The organism is Pseudomonas sp. R37(2017) (genome assembly GCF_002113375.1).
Classification (GTDB): Bacteria; Pseudomonadota; Gammaproteobacteria; order Pseudomonadales; family Pseudomonadaceae; genus Aquipseudomonas.
This window is the reverse complement of sequence record NZ_NEHO01000003.1, coordinates 209,617-230,725: the sequence shown is the minus strand read 5'-3', so window position 1 is coordinate 230,725 and position 21,109 is coordinate 209,617. Positions and strand designations below refer to the sequence as shown.

General features: G+C 59.9%; 19 protein-coding genes. 5 read left to right on the top strand and 14 right to left on the bottom strand.

What is annotated here, in order from left to right; all coding sequences use genetic code 11:
• Nucleotides 1–104: 104 nt before the first annotated feature.
• The gene (gene glpD / locus CAG47_RS06845; RefSeq protein ID WP_085724340.1) at nt 105–1,643 is read left to right on the top strand and encodes a glycerol-3-phosphate dehydrogenase; all 1,539 of its coding nucleotides are present in this window, start codon (nt 105–107) and stop codon (nt 1,641–1,643) included.
• A gap of 67 nt (nt 1,644–1,710) precedes the next feature.
• Here the strand turns inward: glpD and CAG47_RS06840 are convergent, their stop codons facing one another.
• The 3 genes from CAG47_RS06840 to CAG47_RS06830 all read right to left on the bottom strand — a co-directional run bounded on the left by CAG47_RS06840 (nt 1,711) and on the right by CAG47_RS06830 (nt 5,418).
• The gene (locus CAG47_RS06840) at nt 1,711–2,817 is read right to left on the bottom strand and encodes an NADH:flavin oxidoreductase/NADH oxidase (RefSeq protein ID WP_085724149.1); all 1,107 of its coding nucleotides are present in this window, start codon (nt 2,815–2,817) and stop codon (nt 1,711–1,713) included.
• A 282-nt stretch (nt 2,818–3,099) separates the two neighbouring features.
• The gene (gene recJ / locus CAG47_RS06835; protein ID WP_085724148.1) at nt 3,100–4,809 is read right to left on the bottom strand and encodes a single-stranded-DNA-specific exonuclease RecJ; all 1,710 of its coding nucleotides are present in this window, start codon (nt 4,807–4,809) and stop codon (nt 3,100–3,102) included.
• Between the two features lie 66 nt (nt 4,810–4,875).
• Nucleotides 4,876–5,418 carry a YaeQ family protein gene (locus tag CAG47_RS06830; RefSeq protein WP_085724147.1) on the bottom strand — a complete coding sequence of 181 codons (543 nt, stop codon included), beginning with the start codon at nt 5,416–5,418 and terminating at the stop codon, nt 4,876–4,878.
• Nucleotides 5,419–5,564: 146 nt separating this feature from the next.
• Between CAG47_RS06830 and CAG47_RS06825 the strand changes: the two genes are divergently transcribed.
• A complete protein-coding gene (locus CAG47_RS06825) occupies nt 5,565–6,764 on the top strand; it encodes a CaiB/BaiF CoA-transferase family protein (RefSeq protein ID WP_085724146.1) in 1,200 nt (399 codons plus the stop codon).
• Complete coding sequence (locus CAG47_RS06820) at nt 6,718–7,674, top strand: TIGR02285 family protein (protein WP_085724145.1); 957 nt, start codon at nt 6,718–6,720, stop codon at nt 7,672–7,674. Before CAG47_RS06825 ends, CAG47_RS06820 begins: the two co-directional genes overlap by 47 nt.
• A 170-nt stretch (nt 7,675–7,844) precedes the next feature.
• Here the strand turns inward: CAG47_RS06820 and CAG47_RS06815 are convergent, their stop codons facing one another.
• The 6 genes from CAG47_RS06815 to xerD all read right to left on the bottom strand — a co-directional run bounded on the left by CAG47_RS06815 (nt 7,845) and on the right by xerD (nt 14,530).
• Complete coding sequence (locus CAG47_RS06815; protein WP_085724144.1) at nt 7,845–8,132, bottom strand: DUF3509 domain-containing protein; 288 nt, start codon at nt 8,130–8,132, stop codon at nt 7,845–7,847.
• Nucleotides 8,133–8,296: 164 nt separating this feature from the next.
• Entirely contained in the window at nt 8,297–9,661 is a 1,365-nt protein-coding gene (locus tag CAG47_RS06810) for a transporter substrate-binding domain-containing protein (RefSeq protein WP_085724143.1), read from the bottom strand.
• Nucleotides 9,662–9,780: 119 nt separating this feature from the next.
• The gene (gene thrC, locus CAG47_RS06805; protein ID WP_085724142.1) at nt 9,781–11,190 is read right to left on the bottom strand and encodes a threonine synthase; all 1,410 of its coding nucleotides are present in this window, start codon (nt 11,188–11,190) and stop codon (nt 9,781–9,783) included.
• Between the two features lie 104 nt (nt 11,191–11,294).
• Nucleotides 11,295–12,599 carry a homoserine dehydrogenase gene (locus CAG47_RS06800; protein ID WP_085724141.1) on the bottom strand — a complete coding sequence of 435 codons (1,305 nt, stop codon included), beginning with the start codon at nt 12,597–12,599 and terminating at the stop codon, nt 11,295–11,297.
• Nucleotides 12,600–12,732: 133 nt separating this feature from the next.
• The gene (dsbC, locus tag CAG47_RS06795; protein ID WP_085724140.1) at nt 12,733–13,464 is read right to left on the bottom strand and encodes a bifunctional protein-disulfide isomerase/oxidoreductase DsbC; all 732 of its coding nucleotides are present in this window, start codon (nt 13,462–13,464) and stop codon (nt 12,733–12,735) included.
• A gap of 169 nt (nt 13,465–13,633) precedes the next feature.
• Complete coding sequence (gene xerD, locus CAG47_RS06790; protein WP_085724139.1) at nt 13,634–14,530, bottom strand: site-specific tyrosine recombinase XerD; 897 nt, start codon at nt 14,528–14,530, stop codon at nt 13,634–13,636.
• Between the two features lie 106 nt (nt 14,531–14,636).
• Between xerD and CAG47_RS06785 the strand changes: the two genes are divergently transcribed.
• Nucleotides 14,637–16,439: a sodium:proton antiporter gene (locus tag CAG47_RS06785; RefSeq protein ID WP_085724138.1), complete on the top strand. Its 1,803-nt coding sequence runs from the start codon at nt 14,637–14,639 to the stop codon at nt 16,437–16,439.
• Between the two features lie 75 nt (nt 16,440–16,514).
• On the opposite strand, the gene rplS is transcribed toward CAG47_RS06785, so the two are convergent.
• The 5 genes from rplS to ffh all read right to left on the bottom strand — a co-directional run bounded on the left by rplS (nt 16,515) and on the right by ffh (nt 20,085).
• Nucleotides 16,515–16,865, bottom strand: coding sequence for a 50S ribosomal protein L19 (rplS, locus tag CAG47_RS06780; RefSeq protein WP_009047143.1), 351 nt, complete (start codon nt 16,863–16,865; stop codon nt 16,515–16,517).
• 45 nt (nt 16,866–16,910) lie between these two features.
• A complete protein-coding gene (trmD, locus tag CAG47_RS06775; RefSeq protein WP_085724137.1) occupies nt 16,911–17,663 on the bottom strand; it encodes a tRNA (guanosine(37)-N1)-methyltransferase TrmD in 753 nt (250 codons plus the stop codon).
• 2 nt (nt 17,664–17,665) lie between these two features.
• On the bottom strand, nt 17,666–18,202 hold the full coding sequence (gene rimM, locus CAG47_RS06770) for a ribosome maturation factor RimM (protein WP_085724136.1): 537 nt from the start codon (nt 18,200–18,202) through the stop codon (nt 17,666–17,668).
• 5 nt (nt 18,203–18,207) lie between these two features.
• Complete coding sequence (gene rpsP, locus CAG47_RS06765; RefSeq protein WP_007972721.1) at nt 18,208–18,459, bottom strand: 30S ribosomal protein S16; 252 nt, start codon at nt 18,457–18,459, stop codon at nt 18,208–18,210.
• Nucleotides 18,460–18,708: 249 nt separating this feature from the next.
• Complete coding sequence (gene ffh, locus CAG47_RS06760) at nt 18,709–20,085, bottom strand: signal recognition particle protein (RefSeq protein ID WP_085724135.1); 1,377 nt, start codon at nt 20,083–20,085, stop codon at nt 18,709–18,711.
• A gap of 210 nt (nt 20,086–20,295) precedes the next feature.
• On the opposite strand from ffh, the gene CAG47_RS06755 reads away from it, so the two are divergent.
• Nucleotides 20,296–21,108, top strand: a complete 813-nt coding sequence (locus CAG47_RS06755) for an inner membrane protein YpjD (protein WP_085724134.1) — start codon at nt 20,296–20,298, stop codon at nt 21,106–21,108.
• Nucleotide 21,109 lies beyond the last annotated feature (1 nt).

Genomic DNA, 21,109 nt, shown 5'->3' with positions numbered 1-21,109 from the left:
GAAGCTGACTGGCTGCGCGCGTCTTTATGGGCTAGTATTTTCGTAAATGAACATAAATGTTCGAATTCAAATACAGAACATCAAAGATATCCGAGGCCGTGCCGATGCCCACTTCTACCTTGCCTGCACCCCCTCTTGCCGAGGTCTACGATATCGCCGTCATCGGTGGCGGCATCAATGGCGTGGGGATCGCAGCGGATGCCGCCGGTCGCGGCCTCTCGGTGTTCCTTTGCGAAAAGGATGACCTGGCCAGCCATACCTCGTCGGCCAGCAGCAAGCTGATCCACGGCGGCCTGCGTTACCTCGAACATTACGAATTCCGCCTGGTGCGCGAAGCACTGGCCGAACGTGAAGTGCTGTTGGCCAAGGCTCCGCACATCGTCAAGCAAATGCGCTTCGTGTTGCCACACCGCCCACACTTGCGCCCGGCCTGGATGATTCGCGCCGGTCTGTTCCTCTATGACAACCTGGGCAAGCGCGAGCAACTGCAAGGTTCGAAAGGCCTGAAATTCGGCCCCGACAGCGCACTGAAAAGCGAGATCACCAAAGGCTTCGAATACTCCGACTGCTGGGTCGACGACGCGCGCCTGGTGGTGTTGAACGCCATGGCCGCCCGGGAAAAAGGCGCCCACATTCACACCCGGACTCGCTGCGTCAGCGCGCGCCGGACCAAAGGCCTGTGGCACCTTCACCTGGAGCGCGCCGATGGCAGCCTGTTTTCGATCCGCGCCAAGGCATTGGTCAATGCGGCCGGCCCCTGGGTTGCGAAGTTCATTCGCGATGACCTGAAGATGGAATCGCCTTACGGCATCCGCCTGATCCAGGGCAGCCACCTGATCGTGCCAAAACTGTATGAAGGCGAACACGCGCACATCCTGCAAAACGAAGATCAGCGCATCGTGTTCACCATTCCGTACCTGAACCGCTTCACACTGATCGGCACCACCGACCGGGAATACACTGGCGATCCGGCAGCCGTTGCGATTACCGACGGTGAAACCGATTATCTGATGAACGTGGTCAATGCCCACTTCAAAAAGCAGATCAGCCGCGACGACATCCTGCACAGCTATTCCGGTGTGCGCCCGCTGTGCAACGACGAATCCGACAACCCGTCGGCCGTGACCCGCGATTACACCCTGGCGCTGTCCGGCAGCGGCGAAGAAGCGCCGTTGCTCTCCGTATTCGGCGGCAAGCTCACCACTTATCGCAAACTGGCCGAGTCGGCACTGGCGCAACTGGCGCCCTACTTCAAGCACATCCAGCCAGGCTGGACCGCCAGCGCCACGCTGCCGGGCGGTGAAGACATGACTACCCCGCAAGCCTTGAGTTCGCGTATCCGCGACCAGTTCGACTGGGTACCGAGCGAGATCGCTCGCCGCTGGGCCACCAGCTATGGCAGCCGTACCTGGCGCATGCTCGAAGGCGTACAGGACCTCAGCGATCTGGGCGAACACATCGGCGGCGGTCTCTACACCCGCGAAGTCGACTACCTGTGCAGCGAAGAATGGGCAACCAGCGCCCACGACATCCTTTGGCGTCGCAGCAAGCTCGGCCTGTTCACAACGGTGGCCGAGCAGGAAAAGCTCAAGGACTACCTGAACCAGGTCGAACAGAACCGCAGCAAGATCGAAGCGGCCTGATCGCTCACTGGCATAAACAAAAGCCCCTGGATCTCGCGATTCAGGGGCTTTTTCGTATCGATGGATTTCAGTCGCGCAAATCCGATTCGTGGATGGGCTGCTCGCGGTGAGTCGCCCGCTGGTACTGCGCCGGCCACACGGCCTTGTGCCCGCCCAGGTCGTCATCTGCATGCAACGCCCAGTACGGATCACGCAACAACTCACGGGCCAGGAAGATGATGTCCGCCTGACAGGTACGCAGGATGTGCTCGGCCTGGGCCGGCTCAGTGATCATGCCCACTGTGCCGGTGGCCATGCCCGATTCCTTGCGCACACGTTCGGCGAAGCGAGTCTGATAACCGGGGCCTGTGGGAATTTCGGCATTCACCGCTGTTCCCCCCGACGAGACATCGATCAGGTCCGCACCCAAGGCTTTGAGGCGGCGCGCCAGCTCCACGGTTTCATCCGGGTTCCAGCCGTCTTCCACCCAGTCAGTGGCCGAGACCCGGACAAACACCGGCAACTCTTCAGGCCACACCGCACGCACCGCTTCGGTGACCTGCAACACCAGCCGAATTCGATTTTCGAACGAACCGCCATATTGATCGCGCCGCTGGTTGCTCAACGGCGAAAGGAACTGATGCAACAGGTAACCATGGGCGGCGTGCACCTCGACCACCTTGAAACCGGCCGTCAGTGAGCGTTTTGCCGCATCGACAAAGGCCTGGATCACCTTGGCGATCTCAGCGTCATCCAGCGGCCTGGGTTGTGTGTGTTGAGGATCGAACGCAATCGGTGAAGGCCCGACCGGCACCCAGCCGCCCTCGTCGGGCTTGACGCTACCATGCTTGCCGAGCCATGGCCTGTGGGTGCTGGCCTTGCGCCCGGCATGGGCCAGTTGAATGCCGGCAACGGCGCCCTGGGCACTGATGAAACGGGTGATGCGTTGCAGGGGTTCGATCTGCTCGTCATTCCACAGGCCGAGGTCCTGAGCAGTGATACGGCCGTCGGCGGTGACCGCCGTGGCTTCGGTAAACACCAGCCCGGCCCCGCCGACAGCGCGGCTGCCGAGGTGGACCAGGTGCCAGTCATTGGCCAGGCCGTCGGCACTGGAGTACTGGCACATCGGCGATACCGCGATACGGTTGGGCAGGGTCAATTGGCGAAGGGTAAAGGGTTCAAGCAGCAGACTCATGGGGCACCTCTCGAATCAGTGGGCAGGCTCCAGGTTCTGTTTGAATAGTCGACGAGTGACAGGAAAAAGGTACGGCACCCGCCCCCGCGGGCAAAAAATTCGACAAGACGTCACAAGGCTAAAATCAAGCAGTGCTTAGAGCCTAGTCGACATCGAGGGATGTCGCCCCCCTGTAGGAGCGAGCAAGCTCGCGATGGACGACAAGACACCGCGGGGCATCAGGTCCCCAGCGCCATCGTTAACGTCCATCGCGAGCGTGCTCGCTCCTGCAGAGGTTTCGGGTCAACGCGGCTCGATGTGGGCAATCATCAGTTGCACAGTCTCGTTGCCCCGAAACTCGTTGAGGTCGAGTTTGTAGGCCAGTTCCACCCACTTGACGGTCGGATTCGGCCAGATGTCGCGGTCGATCCCGAAAGCGATGCCGTCGAGCTTCACGGAACCACATTCACTTTTGAGCACGACTTTAAGGTGCCGTTCACCCACAACCCGCTGCTCGACCAACTGGAACACCCCATGAAACAACGGCTCCGGGAAGTGCTGCCCCCAAGGACCGGCATGCCGCAGGGCACGGGCCAGCTCCAGGTGAAACTCTTCCACCGCCAGCGTGCCGTCCGACAACAGGCGGCCAGTCAGGTCCTCTTCGCGCAGTTGCCGACGCACTTCAGCGTCAAAGGCTTCGGCGAACAACGGGAAGTTCGCCTCCGGCAGCGTCAGGCCGGCCGCCATCGCGTGGCCGCCGTACTTGGTGATCAGGTTCGGATACTGCGCCGCCACCACGCTCAGGGCGTCGCGGATGTGAAAGCCCTGGACCGAACGCCCCGAGCCCTTGAGCAGGCCATCTCCGGCATCGGCAAAAGCGATGGTCGGGCGGAAATAACGCTCTTTCATCCGCGACGCGAGAATACCGATGACGCCCTGGTGCCACTCGGGATCGAACAGGCACAATCCGAACGGCATCGACTCCTCCGGCAACTCCTTGAGCTGCGCCAGAGCTTCGCGCTGCATGCCCTGCTCGATGGACTTGCGATCCTGGTTCATGCCGTCCAATTGAGCAGCCATCTCACGGGCCAGACCCGCTTCTTCAGTCAGCAGGCATTCGATGCCCAGGCTCATGTCATCCAGGCGCCCTGCCGCATTCAGGCGCGGGCCGACAATGAAACCCAGGTCGGTGGAAGTGATGCGCGCAGGGTCGCGCTTGGCCACTTCGAGGATCGCCTTGATCCCCGGCCGCGCACGTCCGGCACGAATCCGCTCCAGGCCCTGATGCACCAGAATCCGGTTGTTGGCATCCAGCGGCACCACGTCGGCCACGCTGCCCAAGGCCACCAGATCGAGCAATTCGCCGATGTTCGGCTGTGGCTTGGTGGTGTACCAGCCGAGCTCGCGCAACCGCGCACGCAGGGCCATCAGCACATAGAAAATCACTCCGACACCGGCCAGCGCCTTGCTCGGGAATGCGCAACCCGGCTGGTTCGGGTTGACGATGGCATCAGCCAAGGGCAGTTCGTCACCGGGCAAGTGGTGATCGGTTACCAGCACCTTGAGCCCGGCCTTTTTCGCCGCCGCCACGCCTTCGACACTGGAGATGCCGTTGTCCACGGTGATCAGCAAATGAGGCTGACGCTCCAGCGCGACCGTGACGATCTCCGGGGTCAGGCCATAGCCGTAGTCGAAACGGTTGGGCACCAGATAATCGACATGCGCCGCCCCCAGCAGACGCAGGCCCAGCGTGCCCACGGTACTGGCCGTCGCGCCGTCGGCATCGAAGTCGCCGACGATCAGAATGCGCTGGCGCTGTTCGAGCGCCGTCACCAACAAGTCCACGGCGGCATCGATGCCCTTGAGCTGCTGGAACGGAATCAACCGCGCCAGGCTCTTGTCCAGCTCCGCTTCGGATTGCACGCCCCGCGCCGCATACAGGCGGGTCAGCAGTGGCGGAATATCACCGAGGAATGGCAGGGTATCGGGCAACAAGCGAGGTTCGATGCGCATGGGGTGACAGGAGCTTCTCTTCAATACGTAGGATAAAACCGGGAGACACAGTGCAGTGGCGAAAAATCAGCCGCGCTCTCCGGCCAGCCACTGCAACTGGACTTCGTGCTGACCACGGTCGTCGGTGACGAAGATCGTCCCTTCGCTGATCATCACATCCCACTTGATAACGCGCGGCATGTCCTTGGCCAGGGTTTCCAGAGCTTCCTGAGGCACGGCAGCGATGTTGACGTTCTTCAGGTTCTTCGCCGCGGGCACCACTTTGCCTTCCCATACGCGCAAGCTGCCGTAAGCCAACAGGCTGGTACGTTCAGTGCGGCGCGAGCACCAGGTCAGGCGCTCGGCATCGGGTTGGCCGACTTCGATCCAGTGCAGGACACGATCATCGAGGCTTTTTTCCCACAAGGCAGGTTCATCGACTTCCGACAGGCCACGGCCGAACGACAACTGCTCGTTGTACCAGAGGGCGTAGGCCAGCAGGCGAACGGTCATGCGCTCTTCGGTTTCCGAAGGGTGGCGGGCAATGGTCTGCTTCACGTTCTCATAGACGCTGCGGTCGAGGTCGGTGAGGTTCAGTTCAAACTTGTAGGTCGTGGACGGCTGGGCCATGAACGGGCTTCTTGATACGAGGAAAGGCGGCAAGTCTAACCGATGCGGCGGGCAATCCACGAATCGAAGGTGATCAACCTCAAGCGTCTGACAGTCGGCTATGTTAAAACGCTGTATTCGCTCAACCTTGTCCTACAGGATCTCGCATGCCGTTCACCGCCAAACCGCTTTCCGGTCTGAAAGTCATCGAATTGGGCACCTTGATTGCCGGCCCGTTTGCCTCACGCATTTGCGCCGAGTTCGGTGCCGACGTGATCAAGGTCGAGTCCCCGGACGGCGGCGATCCGTTGCGCAAGTGGCGCAAATTGTATGAAGGCACTTCGTTGTGGTGGTTCGTCCAGGCACGCAACAAGAAATCCCTGACCCTCAATCTCAAGCACCCTGAAGGCCAGGCGATTCTGAAACAGCTGCTGAGCGAAGCAGACATTCTGATCGAGAACTTTCGTCCCGGCGTTTTGGAAAAACTTGGCCTGGGCTGGGACGTCCTGAGCGCCTTGAACCCGAAACTGGTCATGGTGCGCCTGTCGGGTTTCGGCCAGACCGGCCCGATGAAAGACCAGCCCGGCTTTGGCGCGGTCGGTGAGTCCATGGGTGGCTTGCGCTACATCACCGGTTTCGAGGATCGGCCACCGGTGCGCACCGGCATTTCCATCGGCGACTCGATAGCCGCGCTATGGGGCGTGATCGGCGCCTTGATGGCCCTGCGTCATCGCGAGGTCAACGGCGGCCAGGGCCAAGTGGTGGACGTGGCACTGTATGAAGCCATCTTCGCCATGATGGAAAGCATGGTCCCGGAGTTCGATGTGTTCGGTTTCATCCGCGAACGCACAGGTAACATCATGCCGGGCATCACCCCATCCTCGATCCACACCAGTGCCGACGGCAAACACGTGCAGATCGGCGCCAATGGCGATGCGATTTTCAAACGTTTCATGCTGATCATTGGCCGGGAGGATCTGGCCAACGACCCACAGCTTGCCAGCAACGATGGTCGCGATGCCCGACGCGACGAGATTTATGGCGTCATCGATCGCTGGGTCAAATCGTTGCCGCTGGACACCGTGCTGGCGCAACTCAATCAGGCCGACGTGCCGGCCAGTCGAATCTTCAGCGCCGAAGACATGTTCAATGACCCCCAGTACCTGGCGCGGGAAATGTTCCTGCAAGCCAAGCTGCCGGACGGCAAAGACTTCAAGATGCCAGGCATTGTGCCGAAACTCTCAGAGACACCCGGTGAATGTGAATGGGTCGGGCCACAACTGGGTGAGCACAACGCACAGGTACTCCAGGAACTTGGCTATGACGCGTCGCAGATTGCACAGTTGCGCAAAGACGGAGCCATCTAGGCTCAGGCGCTCGGCTCGACGCTACCCGTCGCGCGGCGGGTGGCTGCTGTGCATGCTGGCGATTTTACTCTTGTACCTTGAACTGACCCCGTCAGCCCTGGCGCAACCCAAGGAAAACCTGATCTGGCTCAAGCGCGACCTGCCACCGCTGACGATCTTCGACGGGCCGAAAAAAGGCCAGGGCGTCATCGATCAACTACTGCTGCTGTTGATTGCCGGCATGCCGCAGTACCAACACAGCGTGATGAGGGTCAATCGCGCGCGTGGCCTGCAAATGCTCCACGAACCGTCTCTCGTCTGCGACGCTGCGCTGAACTGGAGCAAGGAACGGGAAGAATGGATCGCCTTTTCCATTCCGGTCTTCCGCGCCATGAGCAATGGCCTGGCCGTGCGGCGCGTTGACCAGGAAGTGCTGGCACCCTTTATCAAGGATGGCGAAGTGGACCTGGCTGCGCTCCTCGCCAGCGGCCGTGAAAAACTGGGCGTTATTGCCGAGCGCAACTACGGCGAATACCTCGATGGGCTGCTCAAACAAGCGCCAGTCGATGCACTGGCTCCCCATTACGGCAACGACGCCTTGGGCAGCCTGCTGCAAATGCAGCGCCTGGGACGCTTGCGCCTGCTGCTGGGCTATCGCCCGGAAATTCGCTACCAGGCCTCATTGCAAGGCATCGCCGAGGATGAATTGCAGTTCTATCCGATCCATGGCACGGGCAAATACCTGTCCGGCTACATCGGTTGTACCGATACGCCACAGGGCCGACAGGCCATTGTCGACATCAATCAGGTGTTGCGCACCCTTCCCCGCGAACGCCTCGATGAGGCCTACGCCGCCTGGCTGGATCCCGATAGCCGCAGCGATTACCTGAAAGACACCAAGGCGTTTTTCGACCATCTGCCGCAGCCATGAGAAATTCCGGGCAAAAAGAAACCCCGAGAAGTGGGGAGACGACCCGGGGTTTAACGTGGCCTGCTTGGAGACCAGTAACAGCAAGCTACAAGCACCGGAGCACAATGCTTCATCCTGCTGTTACAAAGTCTGACTGACCTGGACGCAGGAAGGTTCCCACAAAAAACCGTTCAATTGCGGCTGGCCAGAAGCTTGTCCTGCGCCGCATGACGCAATGCCGCGATGACACAAGGCTCAAGGCGTCCCTCAGCGATCAGCACGTCGCGATGCAAACCGTCGACCACATCCGTCAGCTGGCGCTTGTCACTCAACTGGGCCTGATTGAACTCGCGCTCGACAACGGTCGTGCCGACAGCATTCTTCAGGGTCACCCGCCATTCGCCACGAATGCCAGACGGGGTCAAGGTAACCTGATACGGGCTCAGCGCCTCACCGAGCAACAGACTGATACTTTCCATCCCGATCACCACTCAATAGTCCGAATACAACGTGTCTGGGGCATGCCTACAACAAATGACCGCTGGCCCGAGAAGAAAGTTCTGGGTACTACTGTCCGCAGGCGAACCTGCCACCCAGTCAAGTGAGCATGCACGGCGAACATGACAGAGAAAAAACGCAGCCATCACGTCTGTCGGGTGCGCCGGGCGATGTCAGCCCAACCACCCAACAATCCTTGGAGCTGGCCATCCGCCGTGTAAAACGGCACCGCCCACTGGTAGATATCCCTGACGCCCTCCTTGAACAACAATTGACGCTCGAAGAAGCGCGTCCTGCGTGTAGTCAACTGCGCCAGAAGCTCGCTATGCAACAATTCTGCGGTTTGTCTGGGCATGACATCGACTTCGATCAACTGCCGCCCCTGCATCCGGTCAAAACGTGTCGACAAGGCGTCCTCATAACTTTTGTTGCACATGATCAAACGCCCTTGCAGATCCCGGACAAACATCGGGTCCGGCATGGCATCCATCAGGGCATGCTGGAATGCGAGCTGATCGCTCAGGCTCCTTTGCGCCTCGAACCGCTGCCGGACCGCCACCGTCAACCGCCGACTCCAGAACAGTGCAAACAGGCCGAACAGGCCGAACAGGCTGAGCACAAACATGCCCCAACCGATCCACGAGTCAATCCTCTGCCAGAAGCCAGGCGCCCGTAGCGTGGGAGCACCGCCGAACCACTTCAAGCGAAGGTTGCGCAGTTCCTGTTCAGGAAACGCCTCAAGCGCCTTGTTGAGGATACTCAGCAACTGCGGCTGGTCTTTGCGCACCGCCAGATAATCTCCATCCCATTTGCCTGGTACCACGGCGCCGATCTGTAGCCGGCCCGACGGAATAAGCCGGGCGGCGATTTCACTTTCGATCGTGGCGTAGGCTTCGCCGCTTTCCACCCAGGCACGGGCTTCGGCGTGGGTTTTAACCGAACGCAACTCGATGGACGGATAATTGCGACGGACCATCGCTTCCAGTGCATGCCGAGCCGGCAGCGCCAGTACCCGCTTCGCCAGATCCTCCAGCGACTGCACCGGTGGTGCTTCGGCCCGCCCGACAAAGACCCATCCGGCACCGCCGAACGCATGGCTGAAATCGAGAAACGCCTTGCGTTCGTCGTTCATCGCCAGGGTCGTACTCAAATCCGCAGAGCCGCTTTCCAAATGGGCCAGCATTTGATCGGTGGAAAAAGACTCCTGGTAAACGAACTGCAACCCCGTCATATCACTGATGCGCTTGAGCAGGTCACTGTTCAGCCCCGTCCATTGACCATACTCATCCTTGAACTGGTACAACGGGTATTCCAGTGCCGTGACCACGACCCGTGGATGGCTGGCTATCCACTGCAACTCCTGGTCGTCCAGCACGACCGCCGAACGTGCGGCGGGCTTCCCACGTTCCTGAATCGATGCCGGGCTTGCCGCCCCCCATTCGGCGACGCCCACGATGCCGAGTAAAAACAGCCAGCGCGCGACTGACTTGAACACACTTGTAAACAGCATTCCCTTGTCCTTGGTGATCCATTCGCCTGTCCGTTCTGGGCGATAACACGACAAGTGTGCATGCAGAAATGAAAAAGCCCGTCAGGAGACGGGCTTCAAAATGTAACAGCGCTGACCGGTTACAGCGGCTTGCCGCGATTGCCATGCTGGCTGACAAAGGCCTGCACGGCCTTCAGGTCATTTGGCAATACGGTGCAACGTTCGTCTCGCTCAAACAAATCAGAAAGATGTACAGGCAGTTCGAGAGCTTTTCCTACACCGGCTTTTTCCACGGCGTCCGGGAATTTGACCGGGTGCGCGGTGCCCAGGACCACCATTGGAATGTCCAGGCTACGACGGCATTCCCGCGCAGCTTTCACGCCGATGGCAGTGTGTGGATCCAGCACTTCGCCAGTCTGCTCGTAGACTTCGGCGATGGTTTCGCAGGTTTGTGCGTCATCCACGGCCAGCGAGTCGAACAACTTGCGGGCTTCTGTCCAGCGCTCTTGCTCGACGCTGAAACCGCCACCCTGCTTGAACGAATCCATCAACCCGGCGATTGCCGCGCCGTTGCGACCATGCAGGTCGAACAGCAGGCGTTCGAAGTTCGACGACACCATGATGTCCATGGACGGCGACAGCGTGGCGTGCAGGGTTTCCTTGACGTACTGGTTGCCGCTCATGAAGCGGTGCAGGATGTCGTTGCGGTTGGTGGCGACGATCAACTGGTTGATCGGCAGGCCCATGTTGCGCGCCAGGTAACCGGCGAAGATGTCGCCGAAATTGCCGGTCGGTACCGAGAACGCTACCGAACGCGCCGGGCCACCCAACTGCAGGGCCGCGTGGAAGTAGTAGACGATCTGGGCCATGATCCGCGCCCAGTTGATCGAGTTCACGGCCACCAGGCGAGTGCCCTTGAGGAAACCCTGGTCGGCGAAACTCGCCTTGACCATTTCCTGGCAGTCATCGAAGTTGCCTTCGATGGCAATGTTGTGGATGTTCTCACCGAAAATGGTGGTCATCTGCCGACGCTGCACTTCGGACACACGGTTGTGCGGGTGCAGGATGAAGATGTCTACGTTTTCGCAACGCTTGCAACCTTCGATGGCGGCTGAACCGGTGTCACCGGAGGTGGCGCCGACGATCACCACGCGCTCGCCGCGCTTTTCCAGCACGTAGTCAAGCAGGCGACCGAGCAGTTGCAAGGCGAAGTCCTTGAACGCCAGGGTCGGGCCGTGGAACAGCTCCAGTACCCATTCGTTGCCGTTCAGCTGACGCAACGGCGCAACGGCGTTGTGGGCAAACACGCCGTAGGTTTCTTCGAGGATTTTCTTGAAATCCGCGTCTGGAATGCTGCCGGCAACGAATGGGCGCATGACGCGGAAAGCCAGCTCGTGATACGGCAGGCCGGCCCAGGAAGCGATTTCTTCCTGGGTGAAACGTGGCAGGTTTTCCGGGACGTACAGACCGCCGTCGGTGGCAAGACCTGCCAGCAGGACGTCTTCGAAATTCAGGGCCGGTGCCTGGCCGCGGGTACTGATGTAGCGCATAAGAGCAAACCTTCGGTTTGAGCTTCGAGCTACAAGCTGCAAGCTACAAGTGAAAAGCGCCTCTGCTTTTACTTGCAGCTTGCAGCTTGCAGCTTGTCGCTGTGTTAATTCAAATGTTCGACGCGAATCCGGACCACCGGTCCAACCACGCCCTGAAGAGCTTCCAGTGCCTGGATGGCATCGTTGATGTGCTGTTCCAGCACGCGGTGGGTCAGCAGGATCATTGGCACCAGGCCGTCGTGTTCCTCGGCTTCCTTCTGCATGATCGACTCGATGTTGATGCCGCGCTCCGAGAGGATGCTTGCAACCTGAGCCAATACGCCGGGATGGTCCTTGGCCTGAATACGCAGGTAGTAGGCGCTTTCGCAGGCTTCGATCGGCAGGATCGGGTGAGCCGACAGCGAATCCGGCTGGAAGGCCAGGTGTGGCACACGATTTTCCGGATCGGAAGTCATGGCGCGAACCACATCCACCAGGTCGGCGATCACCGACGAAGCGGTCGGCTCCATGCCGGCACCGGCACCGTAGAACAGGGTCGAACCGGCAGCATCGCCATTGACCATTACCGCGTTCATCACACCGTTGACGTTGGCGATCAGGCGATCGGCCGGAATCAGCGTCGGGTGCACGCGCAATTCGATACCGGCCGCGGTGCTGCGCGCCACGCCCAGGTGTTTGATGCGGTAGCCCAGCGCTTCGGCGTAGTTCACGTCGGCGGTGGTCAGTTTGGTGATGCCTTCGGTGTAGGCCTTGTCGAATTGCAGCGGGATGCCGAACGCGATCGAAGCCAGGATCGTCAGCTTGTGAGCGGCGTCGATGCCTTCAACGTCAAAGGTCGGATCGGCTTCGGCGTAACCCAGCGCCTGGGCTTCGGCCAATACGTCTTCGAAGGTGCGACCCTTCTCACGCATTTCGGTGAGGATGAAGTTGCCGGTGCCGTTGATGATGCCGGCCACCCAGTTGATGCGGTTGGCGGACAGGCCCTCACGGATCGCCTTGATGACTGGAATACCGCCGGCCACCGCCGCTTCGAACGCAACGATCACGCCCTTCTCGCGAGCCTTGGCGAAAATTTCATTACCGTGAACGGCGATAAGCGCCTTGTTCGCGGTGACCACATGCTTGCCATTCTCGATGGCCTTGAGTACCAGCTCGCGGGCAACGGTGTAGCCGCCCATCAGCTCTATGACGATGTCGATCTCAGGGTTCGTGGCCACTTCGAAGACATCGTTGGTAATCGCAATACCGGTCGTTTGGAACTGAGGCTTTGGCGTGCGAATGGCAATTTGCGCCACTTCGATACCACGCCCGGCACGACGAGCAATTTCCTCGGCGTTGCGCTGAAGTACGTTGAAGGTACCGCCACCGACGGTTCCTAACCCACAGATGCCTACTTTGACCGGTTTCACTGTGAACTCCCCATAAAACGGCCGACTCGAGGCCGGCCGTGAAAACAACCGCAGACTCGCGGTTCTCTATTGATGACCCGGCGAATGTCGCTGCCGGACCATGATCGTCAAGGCTTGCCGTGACGATGCGAATTTACTTCGCGCCCAGCGCCAGTTTGGCGACTTGTGGCGCAGGCTGATAGCCCGGAATGACCTGACCGTCGGCCAAAACGATGGCCGGTGTACCGTTCACGCCAATCGACTGGCCGAGGGCGAACTGCCTGGAGACCGGGTTATCGCACTTGGCGGCCTTGATCTCCTTGCCTTCGACCATTTTATCCATGGCCGCCTTCTTGTCTTTCGAGCACCACACCGCTTGCAATTGCTCGTCACCCGGCGAGCCCAGGCCCTGGCGCGGGAAGGCGACGTAACGCACTTCGATGCCGCGCTTGTTCAGCTCGGGCACTTCGGCGTGCAGCTTGTGGCAGTACGGGCAGGTGGTGTCGGTGAATACGGTGATGTGCGACTTGGTCTCGCCAACGGCCGGGTACACCACGGTTTCGGCAACCGGGATGTCGTTGATCAGCTTGGCGATGCCCAGGCGCTCGGTCTTCTCGGTCAGGTTGACCGGCTTGCCGTCCTTGAGATCGAACAGGTAGCCCTGAACCACGTACTGGCCGTCGGCACTGGCGTACAGCACACGGCTGCCTTTGAGTTTGACTTCGTAAAGGCCAGGCAACGGGCTGGCGGTGATGCTTTCTACCGGCACTTCGAGCTGGAGGTTTTCCAGGCTTTTACGAATGGCTTTGTCGGCCGCATCATCGGCGATGGCAAAGGTGCTGACCAACGCAATGGCTGCGGCGGCGAAAATCTGGGTCAGACGCATGAGAACTCCTGAAGGCGAACATATGGGACGATCAGAACACCCGTGCCAGAACACCGGGTCATAACCGCCCATCGTGCAAACCGGTCCAGCCTATCACATAAGGCTCGCGGGGCCGAATGCGCCTGTCGCAAGACATTTTGGACATGCCCGCTCCCACAGGGGATCGTGTTCAGCCGCGTGGATGGTGTTTGGCATGCAGATCCTGCAACCGTGCCCGGGCGACATGAGTGTAGATCTGGGTGGTCGAAAGGTCGCTATGCCCCAGCAACATCTGCACCACCCGCAAGTCGGCGCCGTGGTTGAGCAGGTGCGTGGCGAACGCATGGCGCAGGGTGTGTGGCGACAGCGACTTGCCGATCCCGGCGACCCTGGCCTGATGCTTGATGCGGTGCCAGAAGGTCTGGCGGGTCATCTGCTCGCCACGCTGGCTGGGGAACAACACATCGCTGGGCCGCCCGCCAAGCAGTTCGCCGCGGGCATCACGCATGTAGCGCTCGACCCAGACAATCGCCTCCTCGCCCATCGGCACCAGCCGTTCCTTGCTACCCTTGCCCATCACTCGCAACACGCCCTGGCGCAAGTTGACTTGTTCCAGGGTAAGGCTGATCAACTCGGTGACCCGCAAGCCACAGGCATACAGCACCTCCAGCATGGCCCGGTCGCGCTGACCGATGGCTTCGCTCAAGTCCGGTGCCGCCAGCAGCGCTTCGACGTCGGCCTCCGACAGGGATTTGGGTAACGGCCTGCCGAGCTGAGGCATATCAACCCTTAACGTTGGGTCGACGGCGATCAATTTTTCCCGCAGCAAATAGCGATAGAAACCACGCACACCGGAGAGAAATCGCGCTGTGGAGCGTGGCTTGTAGTTTTGCTCCAGGCGCCAGGCCAGATGGTCGAGAATCAACTCGCGCCCGGCATTGAGCAGCTCCAGCCCTTTGTCCTGCATCCAGCCATTGAACAACGCCAGGTCACTGCGATAGGCATCGCGGGTGTTGTCGGAAAGGCCTTTCTCCAACCACAAGGCATCGAGGAATTGGTCTATCAGCGGATGGTCGATGGCAGGCATGGGCACTCGTTTCACGCAGCCTTGAGGCTGCGCACAAAATTAAAATAGACAGGGAAACGGCCGCTAGTCTTTCATAGGCCGCCATTTCAAGGAACAGGGAACCGCAATGAGCGAACAGCAGATCTTATTGGCGTTTGGTGGAATCGGTGCGGCGGCACTGCTCTGTCAATGGCTGGCCTGGCGCTTGAAACTGCCGGCAATCCTTTTCCTGCTGTTGACCGGTATCCTGGCCGGCCCCGTGCTGCATTTGCTTGACCCGCAGGAGATGTTCGGACCACTGCTGATGCCGCTGGTATCCCTGGCCGTGGCGCTGATCCTGTTCGAAGGCAGCCTGACCCTGCATCTGTCGGAATGGCGCGAAATCGGCAACGTCGTCCACCGCCTGGTCACGATTGGCGCCCTTTCCACATGGGCAGTGATTGCGGTCGCCACTCACTGGCTGCTGGGTTTCGACTGGATGCTGGCCATCCTGTTCGGCAGCCTGACCCTGGTGACCGGCCCGACGGTGATCGTCCCGATGCTGCGCGTCGTGCGACCCAAAGCCTCGATTGCCAACATCCTGCGCTGGGAAGGTATTGTCATCGACCCCATTGGCGCCCTGCTGGCGGTGGTCGTCTATAGCTTCATCATTGCCAGCGCCGAAGGTGACGGCCTCAAGGAAAGCCTGCTGACATTCGGTGGCGTGATTTTGTGCGGCAGTCTGTTCGGTATTTTTGGTGGCTGGTTGCTCGGCACCCTGATTCGCCGCCAGTGGCTGCCGGAATATCTGCACAACCTGGCAGCGCTTGCGGCTGTCCTGGGTATTTTCATTGCTTCCAACGAGGTCACGCGCGAATCCGGATTGCTCGCAGTGACACTGATGGGCATGTGGCTGGCCAATATGAAAGGCGTCGACGTGCGGCACATTCTGCACTTCAAGGAAAACCTCAGCGTACTGCTGATCTCCGGCCTGTTCATTCTGCTGGCGGCACGACTGGACCTGAACGCCATGATCGGCCTCGGGCCTCTGGTGCTGATCCTGCTACTGGTCATTCAACTTATCGCCCGCCCCTTGAACGTACTGCTTTCCACCGCGGGCTCCAGCCTGAGCTGGCGCGAGCGGGCGCTGCTGGCCTGGATCGCCCCGCGCGGAATCGTGGCAGCGGCGGTGTCGGCCATCTTCGCCATTCGCCTGCATGAGTCCGGCCATCAGGGGGCATTGCTGCTTGTACCGCTCACCTTTGCAGTGATCATCGGCACGGTGGTGTTGCAAAGCGCGACAGCACGACCGCTGGCTCGCCTGCTGAAGGTGGCGGAACCGGCACCGAGCGGCTTCCTGATCATCGGCGCCAACGGACCTGCACGCACGCTGGGCAAGGCCCTGCAACAACTGGGAAGCCGCGTACTGTTGACGGATTCGAGCTGGGAAAACATTCGCGCAGCGCGGATGGAAGGTTTGCCGACCTACTTTGGCAATCCGGCGTCGCAACATGCCGATGCACATCTGGATCTGGTAGGTCTTGGGCATTTGCTGGCGCTGTCACCCTCTGGCGAGATGAACACCCTGGCGCTGATGCGCTTTCGTCATGAACTGGGCCACCAGCGCATGTTCGGCCTGGCCAACGGCCAGGAAAGCCGTCGCACCGACAAGCACCGCACCAGCCTGGAACATCGCGGCAATCAATTGGGCAGCGAAGCACTGACCTACGCCAAACTCGCCAGCCAACTGAGCCAGGGCGCCGAGTTGTACAGCACGACATTGACCGACGGCTTCAGTTGGGACGATTACCGCGCACTGCATGGTGAGCGGGCGACTTTGCTGTTCGTGCGAGACGACAGCGGCTGGGTGCACGTAGTGACGCCGGACAGTGCATTGAAACCCGCCGCGGGATGGACGCTACTGGCATTGATCCAGCCAGAGACGGCGTAAACACAGACGGGAGCCAAATCGCAGACAACAAAAAAGCAGCCCGTAGGCTGCTTTTTTCTGCATCGGAAGCTGGACTTAAGCCAGTTTTTCCTTGATGCGAGCTGCTTTACCCGACAGGTCGCGCAGGTAGTACAGCTTGGCTTTACGTACGTCACCGCGACGCTTGACAGCCATGCTGTCGATTTGCGGGGAGTAGGTCTGGAAAGTACGCTCTACGCCAACACCGTTGGAGATTTTACGAACGGTGAATGCGCTGTTTACGCCGCGGTTACGCTTGGCGATAACAACACCTTCGAACGCTTGCAGACGGGAACGGTCGCCTTCCTTCACTTTCACCTGAACGACAATGGTGTCGCCCGGGGCAAAGGCAGGGATCTCTTTGGTCATCTGCTCTGCTTCGAGTGCAAGGATGATTTTGTTGGTCATGCTGTGCTCCTAAGGTAAATCGTCTGATCTACCATCGATACGTTGTTAACTATCGTCCCGCTCGCGGAGATATTCCTCGAGCAGCTTCTTCTCTTCTCCAGAAAGCGAGCGGCTTTCCAGAAGATCGGCGCGTCGTTCATAGGTCCGACCAAGGGACTGCTGTAAACGCCAACGCCGGATGTGCGCGTGATTGCCGCTTAGCAATACGTCGGGAACACGCTGATCCGCATACACCTCCGGTCGGGTGTAGTGCGGGCAATCCAGCAGACCATCCGTAAAGGAATCTTCCTCCGCGGAGTCCGCATGCCCTAAAGCTCCGGGCAGCAGTCGTGTAACCGCATCGATCAGGACCATCGCCGGCAGCTCGCCGCCAGACAGTACATAGTCGCCAATCGACCACTCTTCATCGACATGAGCATCAATAAAACGCTCGTCAATGCCTTCATAGCGGCCGGCAATCAGGATCAATGCATCCAGATTCGCCAACTCGCGTACCGCCGACTGAGTCAGCTGGCGGCCTTGGGGCGACAGGTAAATGACCTTCGCCGCCTCCCCGGCTGCTGCCTTGGCCTGAACCAGAGCATCTTCCAGGGGCTTGATCTTCATCACCATGCCCGGACCACCGCCAAACGGGCGATCGTCCACAGTGTGATGTCGATCCGTCGTGTAGTCTCGCGGATTCCAACAGGTGAGCTGCAAGAGCCCCTGTTTCACCGCACGACTGGTGATGCCGTACTCGCTGATGGCGGAGAACATCTCGGGAAACAGACTGATCACTTCTACGCGCAAGTTAGCCACGCTTAGAAATCCGCGTCCCAATCCACCTTCATCTCGCCCGCGGCCAGGTCGACTGCCAACACGCATTGCTCGGTATAGGGCAACAGGCGTTCGCGATCATCCAGGCTGCCAGCGCAAGGCTTGACCACCATTACATCATTCGAGCCGGTCTCCAGCAGGTGATCGATCTTCCCGAACAGTTGCCCGAGGGTATCGATGACCTTGAGACCTTCCAGCTGGTACCAGTAGTACTCGCCGTCGGTCAGTTCAGGGAACAGGTTGCGCGGCACGCAGATCTCATAACCGGCCAGAAGACGAGCTTCGTCACGATCATCGAGACCCTTGAGCTTTGCGACCAGGAACTTGTCGTTCCCGCGTCCGCTGACCAGCTCCACCTGCTTTACATTGCCGTCACGCTTGAGCGTCCAGGTTTTGTAATCCAGCAGGTTCTTGATCGGATCAGTAAAGGAATACACCTTCACTTCGCCGCGAACGCCGTGAACAGAATAAATCTTGCCGATAACGATCAAATCATCAGCAATGGCTGGCGTCGCGTTCATATTGCTCAGGCCGCAGCCTTGGCAGATTCCTTCAACAACTGAGCAACGCGCTCAGAAGGTTGTGCACCAACGCTCAGCCAGTAGGCTACGCGCTCTTGGTTCACGGACAGACGAACTTCCTGACCACGAGCAACAGGGTTGAAGTAGCCAACCTGTTCCTTGTGCGAACCGTCGCGCGGGTTGCGGCTGTCGGTTACGGTCAAGTGGTAAAACGGGCGCTTTTTGGAGCCGCCAAGGGCAAGACGGATTGTTAGCATGTGAACATCGTTCCTGTAGTCGGTGCTGCAAATCTAAATGCACAGCGGGCATGGGTGCCCGAAAGGCCGCATATTCTAAGGAATATCCGGACTTTTGCAAATGCCTTTTTCCGACACCTATCGCCGTGACATCAAGATTCGCCATAGAGCCGTCGTTGAAAACGGCCGGTCAGCTCCCGCCAAGCGCGGGTTTGCTGGAGATCCCGCATCCTTGCGGGACTGCGCCGGTGCGACGACCGGCGAGTTTTTTCAGATTTTCGGCATGCCGCCGCCGGGCAACATCCCGCCCATGCCGCGCATCATCTTGGCCATTCCGCCTTTCGCGGAGAACTTCTTCATCATCTTCTGCATCTGCTTGTGCTGCTTGATCAAGCGGCCGATGTCCTGCACCTGGGTGCCGGAACCCATGGCGATCCGGCGCTTGCGCGAACCGCTGATCATTTCAGGGTCGCGGCGCTCGGCCGGAGTCATGGAGTTGATGATGGCTTCCATCTGCTTGAACTGCTTCTCTGCCGCATTCTGGGCATTGCCCATTTGCGCCAGGTTCACGCCACCCATGTTCGGCAGCTTGTCCATGAGCCCACCGAGGCCGCCCATGTTCTTCATTTGTTGCAGCTGATCGCGGAAGTCTTCGAGGTCGAAGCCCTTGCCCTTCTTCAGCTTCTTGGCCAGCTTGTCGGCCTTGTCCTTGTCGAGGGTCGCTTCCGCCTGCTCGATCAGGCTGAGCACGTCGCCCATGCCGAGGATGCGCGAGGCGATACGCTCGGGATGGAACGGATCGAGCGCTTCGCTCTTCTCGCCCATACCGATGAACTTGATCGGCTTTCCGGTGATGGCACGCACCGACAGGGCGGCACCGCCACGGGCGTCGCCGTCGACCTTGGTCAGGATCACACCGGTCAGCGGCAAAGCATCGCCGAAGGCCTTGGCCGTGTTGGCGGCGTCCTGGCCGGTCATGGCGTCAACCACGAACAAGGTTTCGACCGGCTTGATCGAGGCATGCAGCGCCTTGATCTCGCCCATCATCTCTTCATCGATGTGCAGGCGACCGGCGGTATCGACGATGACCACGTCGATGAACTTGAGTTTTGCTTCCTTAATAGCCGCGCTGGCGATGTCGACCGGCTTCTGGCTCAGGTCGGACGGGAAGAAGGTCACGCCGATATCGTTGGCCAGGGTTTCCAGTTGCTTGATCGCCGCCGGACGGTAAACGTCGGCAGACACGACCATGACCGACTTTTTCTTGCGCTCTTTAAGGAAGCGCGCGAGCTTGCCGGCAGTGGTGGTCTTACCCGCCCCCTGCAAACCGGCCATCAGGATGACGGCGGGCGGAACGGCACTCAGGTTCAGGTCTTCGTTGGCCGCGCCCATCAGGCTTTCGAGTTCGGCCTGGACGATCTTCACGAAGGCCTGGCCCGGCGTCAGGCTGCGCGATACCTCGGTACCGACGGCGCGTTCCTTGACCGAGTTGACGAAGTCCTTGACCACCGGCAGGGCGACGTCGGCTTCAAGCAGCGCCATGCGCACTTCACGCAGGGTGTCTTTGATGTTGTCTTCGGTCAGCTTGGCCTTGCCGGTGACATGGCGCAGCGTCTGCGAGAGACGGTCGGTTAAGTTTTCAAACATTGCGCGATCCTTTCAGGCCCTGTGTAGACCGGGATAATGGCGGCCCGGACCGGACTAAACATGTGCTCGGCGAGCCTGCGGCGTGGGCAGGTCGCGGATTATAGCGAAGACTGCGGCTGGCGGACACCTCGCCGTCGGGTTGCGCGGTCTTTCGTGCAACGGGGGTTCTATGCCAAACTCAGCGACTTTCGGGCTTGCCTAACAGGACTTATGCTCCCCTTGTCACCCAGCTTGCTAACCACCCTCGCCGCCGCCTGCTTGTATGCCGCTGCGACCATTTACCAGGGCACTCACCTGGCGTCCGGCGCCAAGGTCAACAAACGCCTGTTGGTCATGCTCGGCGTGCTCGCCGTATTGGCCCACAGCGTCAGCCTGCTCACCCTCCTGCCGACCCCGACCGGCCTGGCCCTGGACTTCTTCAGTTCCGCGAGCCTGATTGCCGTGGCGGTCATCGCGCTGACCCTGCTGGCCTGCTCGCGGATTCCGGTGGAGAACCTGCTGGTCCTGCTGTTCCCGCTCGGGGCCTTCACCGTGATGCTGGCGCATTTTGCCCCCGCCGGCACGGTACAGGTCATCGATGAGGAGCCGGGCATGCTCGCCCACATCCTGCTTTCGATCCTGGCCTATGGCATGTTCACCATCGCGGTGTTCCAGTCCTTGCTGCTGCTGGTTCAAGACCACCAGCTCAAGCACAAGCACCCCTCCGGGCTGATCAGGAACTTCCCGCCGCTGCAAACCATGGAAAGCCTGTTGTTCGGTTTCCTCTGGGCCGGCTGGACGCTGTTGTCGCTGTCGCTGATCTCCGGCTGGGTGTTCGTCGAGAACCTGTTCGCCCAGCATCTGGTGCACAAAACCCTGCTGGCCTGCCTGGCCTGGGTCGTTTTCAGCGTACTGCTGTGGGGACGCAATCGCCTTGGCTGGCGCGGTCACAAAGCCATTCGCTGGACCCTGGCCGGTTTCTGCCTGCTGATGCTGGCGTATTTCGGCAGCAAACTGGTTCGTGAATACATCCTGCATATCTGAC

Coding starts and splice junctions, on each gene's coding strand:
- glpD (WP_085724340.1), top strand. CDS start 105: ATGCCCACTTCTACCTTGCCTGCACCCCCTCTTGCCGAGGTCTACGAT.
- CAG47_RS06840 (WP_085724149.1), bottom strand. CDS start 2,817: ATGAGTCTGCTGCTTGAACCCTTTACCCTTCGCCAATTGACCCTGCCC.
- recJ (WP_085724148.1), bottom strand. CDS start 4,809: ATGCGCATCGAACCTCGCTTGTTGCCCGATACCCTGCCATTCCTCGGT.
- CAG47_RS06830 (WP_085724147.1), bottom strand. CDS start 5,418: ATGGCCCAGCCGTCCACGACCTACAAGTTTGAACTGAACCTCACCGAC.
- CAG47_RS06825 (WP_085724146.1), top strand. CDS start 5,565: ATGCCGTTCACCGCCAAACCGCTTTCCGGTCTGAAAGTCATCGAATTG.
- CAG47_RS06820 (WP_085724145.1), top strand. CDS start 6,718: ATGACGCGTCGCAGATTGCACAGTTGCGCAAAGACGGAGCCATCTAGG.
- CAG47_RS06815 (WP_085724144.1), bottom strand. CDS start 8,132: ATGGAAAGTATCAGTCTGTTGCTCGGTGAGGCGCTGAGCCCGTATCAG.
- CAG47_RS06810 (WP_085724143.1), bottom strand. CDS start 9,661: ATGCTGTTTACAAGTGTGTTCAAGTCAGTCGCGCGCTGGCTGTTTTTA.
- thrC (WP_085724142.1), bottom strand. CDS start 11,190: ATGCGCTACATCAGTACCCGCGGCCAGGCACCGGCCCTGAATTTCGAA.
- dsbC (WP_085724140.1), bottom strand. CDS start 13,464: ATGCGTCTGACCCAGATTTTCGCCGCCGCAGCCATTGCGTTGGTCAGC.
- xerD (WP_085724139.1), bottom strand. CDS start 14,530: ATGCCTGCCATCGACCATCCGCTGATAGACCAATTCCTCGATGCCTTG.
- CAG47_RS06785 (WP_085724138.1), top strand. CDS start 14,637: ATGAGCGAACAGCAGATCTTATTGGCGTTTGGTGGAATCGGTGCGGCG.
- rplS (WP_009047143.1), bottom strand. CDS start 16,865: ATGACCAACAAAATCATCCTTGCACTCGAAGCAGAGCAGATGACCAAA.
- rimM (WP_085724136.1), bottom strand. CDS start 18,202: ATGAACGCGACGCCAGCCATTGCTGATGATTTGATCGTTATCGGCAAG.
- rpsP (WP_007972721.1), bottom strand. CDS start 18,459: ATGCTAACAATCCGTCTTGCCCTTGGCGGCTCCAAAAAGCGCCCGTTT.
- ffh (WP_085724135.1), bottom strand. CDS start 20,085: ATGTTTGAAAACTTAACCGACCGTCTCTCGCAGACGCTGCGCCATGTC.
- CAG47_RS06755 (WP_085724134.1), top strand. CDS start 20,296: ATGCTCCCCTTGTCACCCAGCTTGCTAACCACCCTCGCCGCCGCCTGC.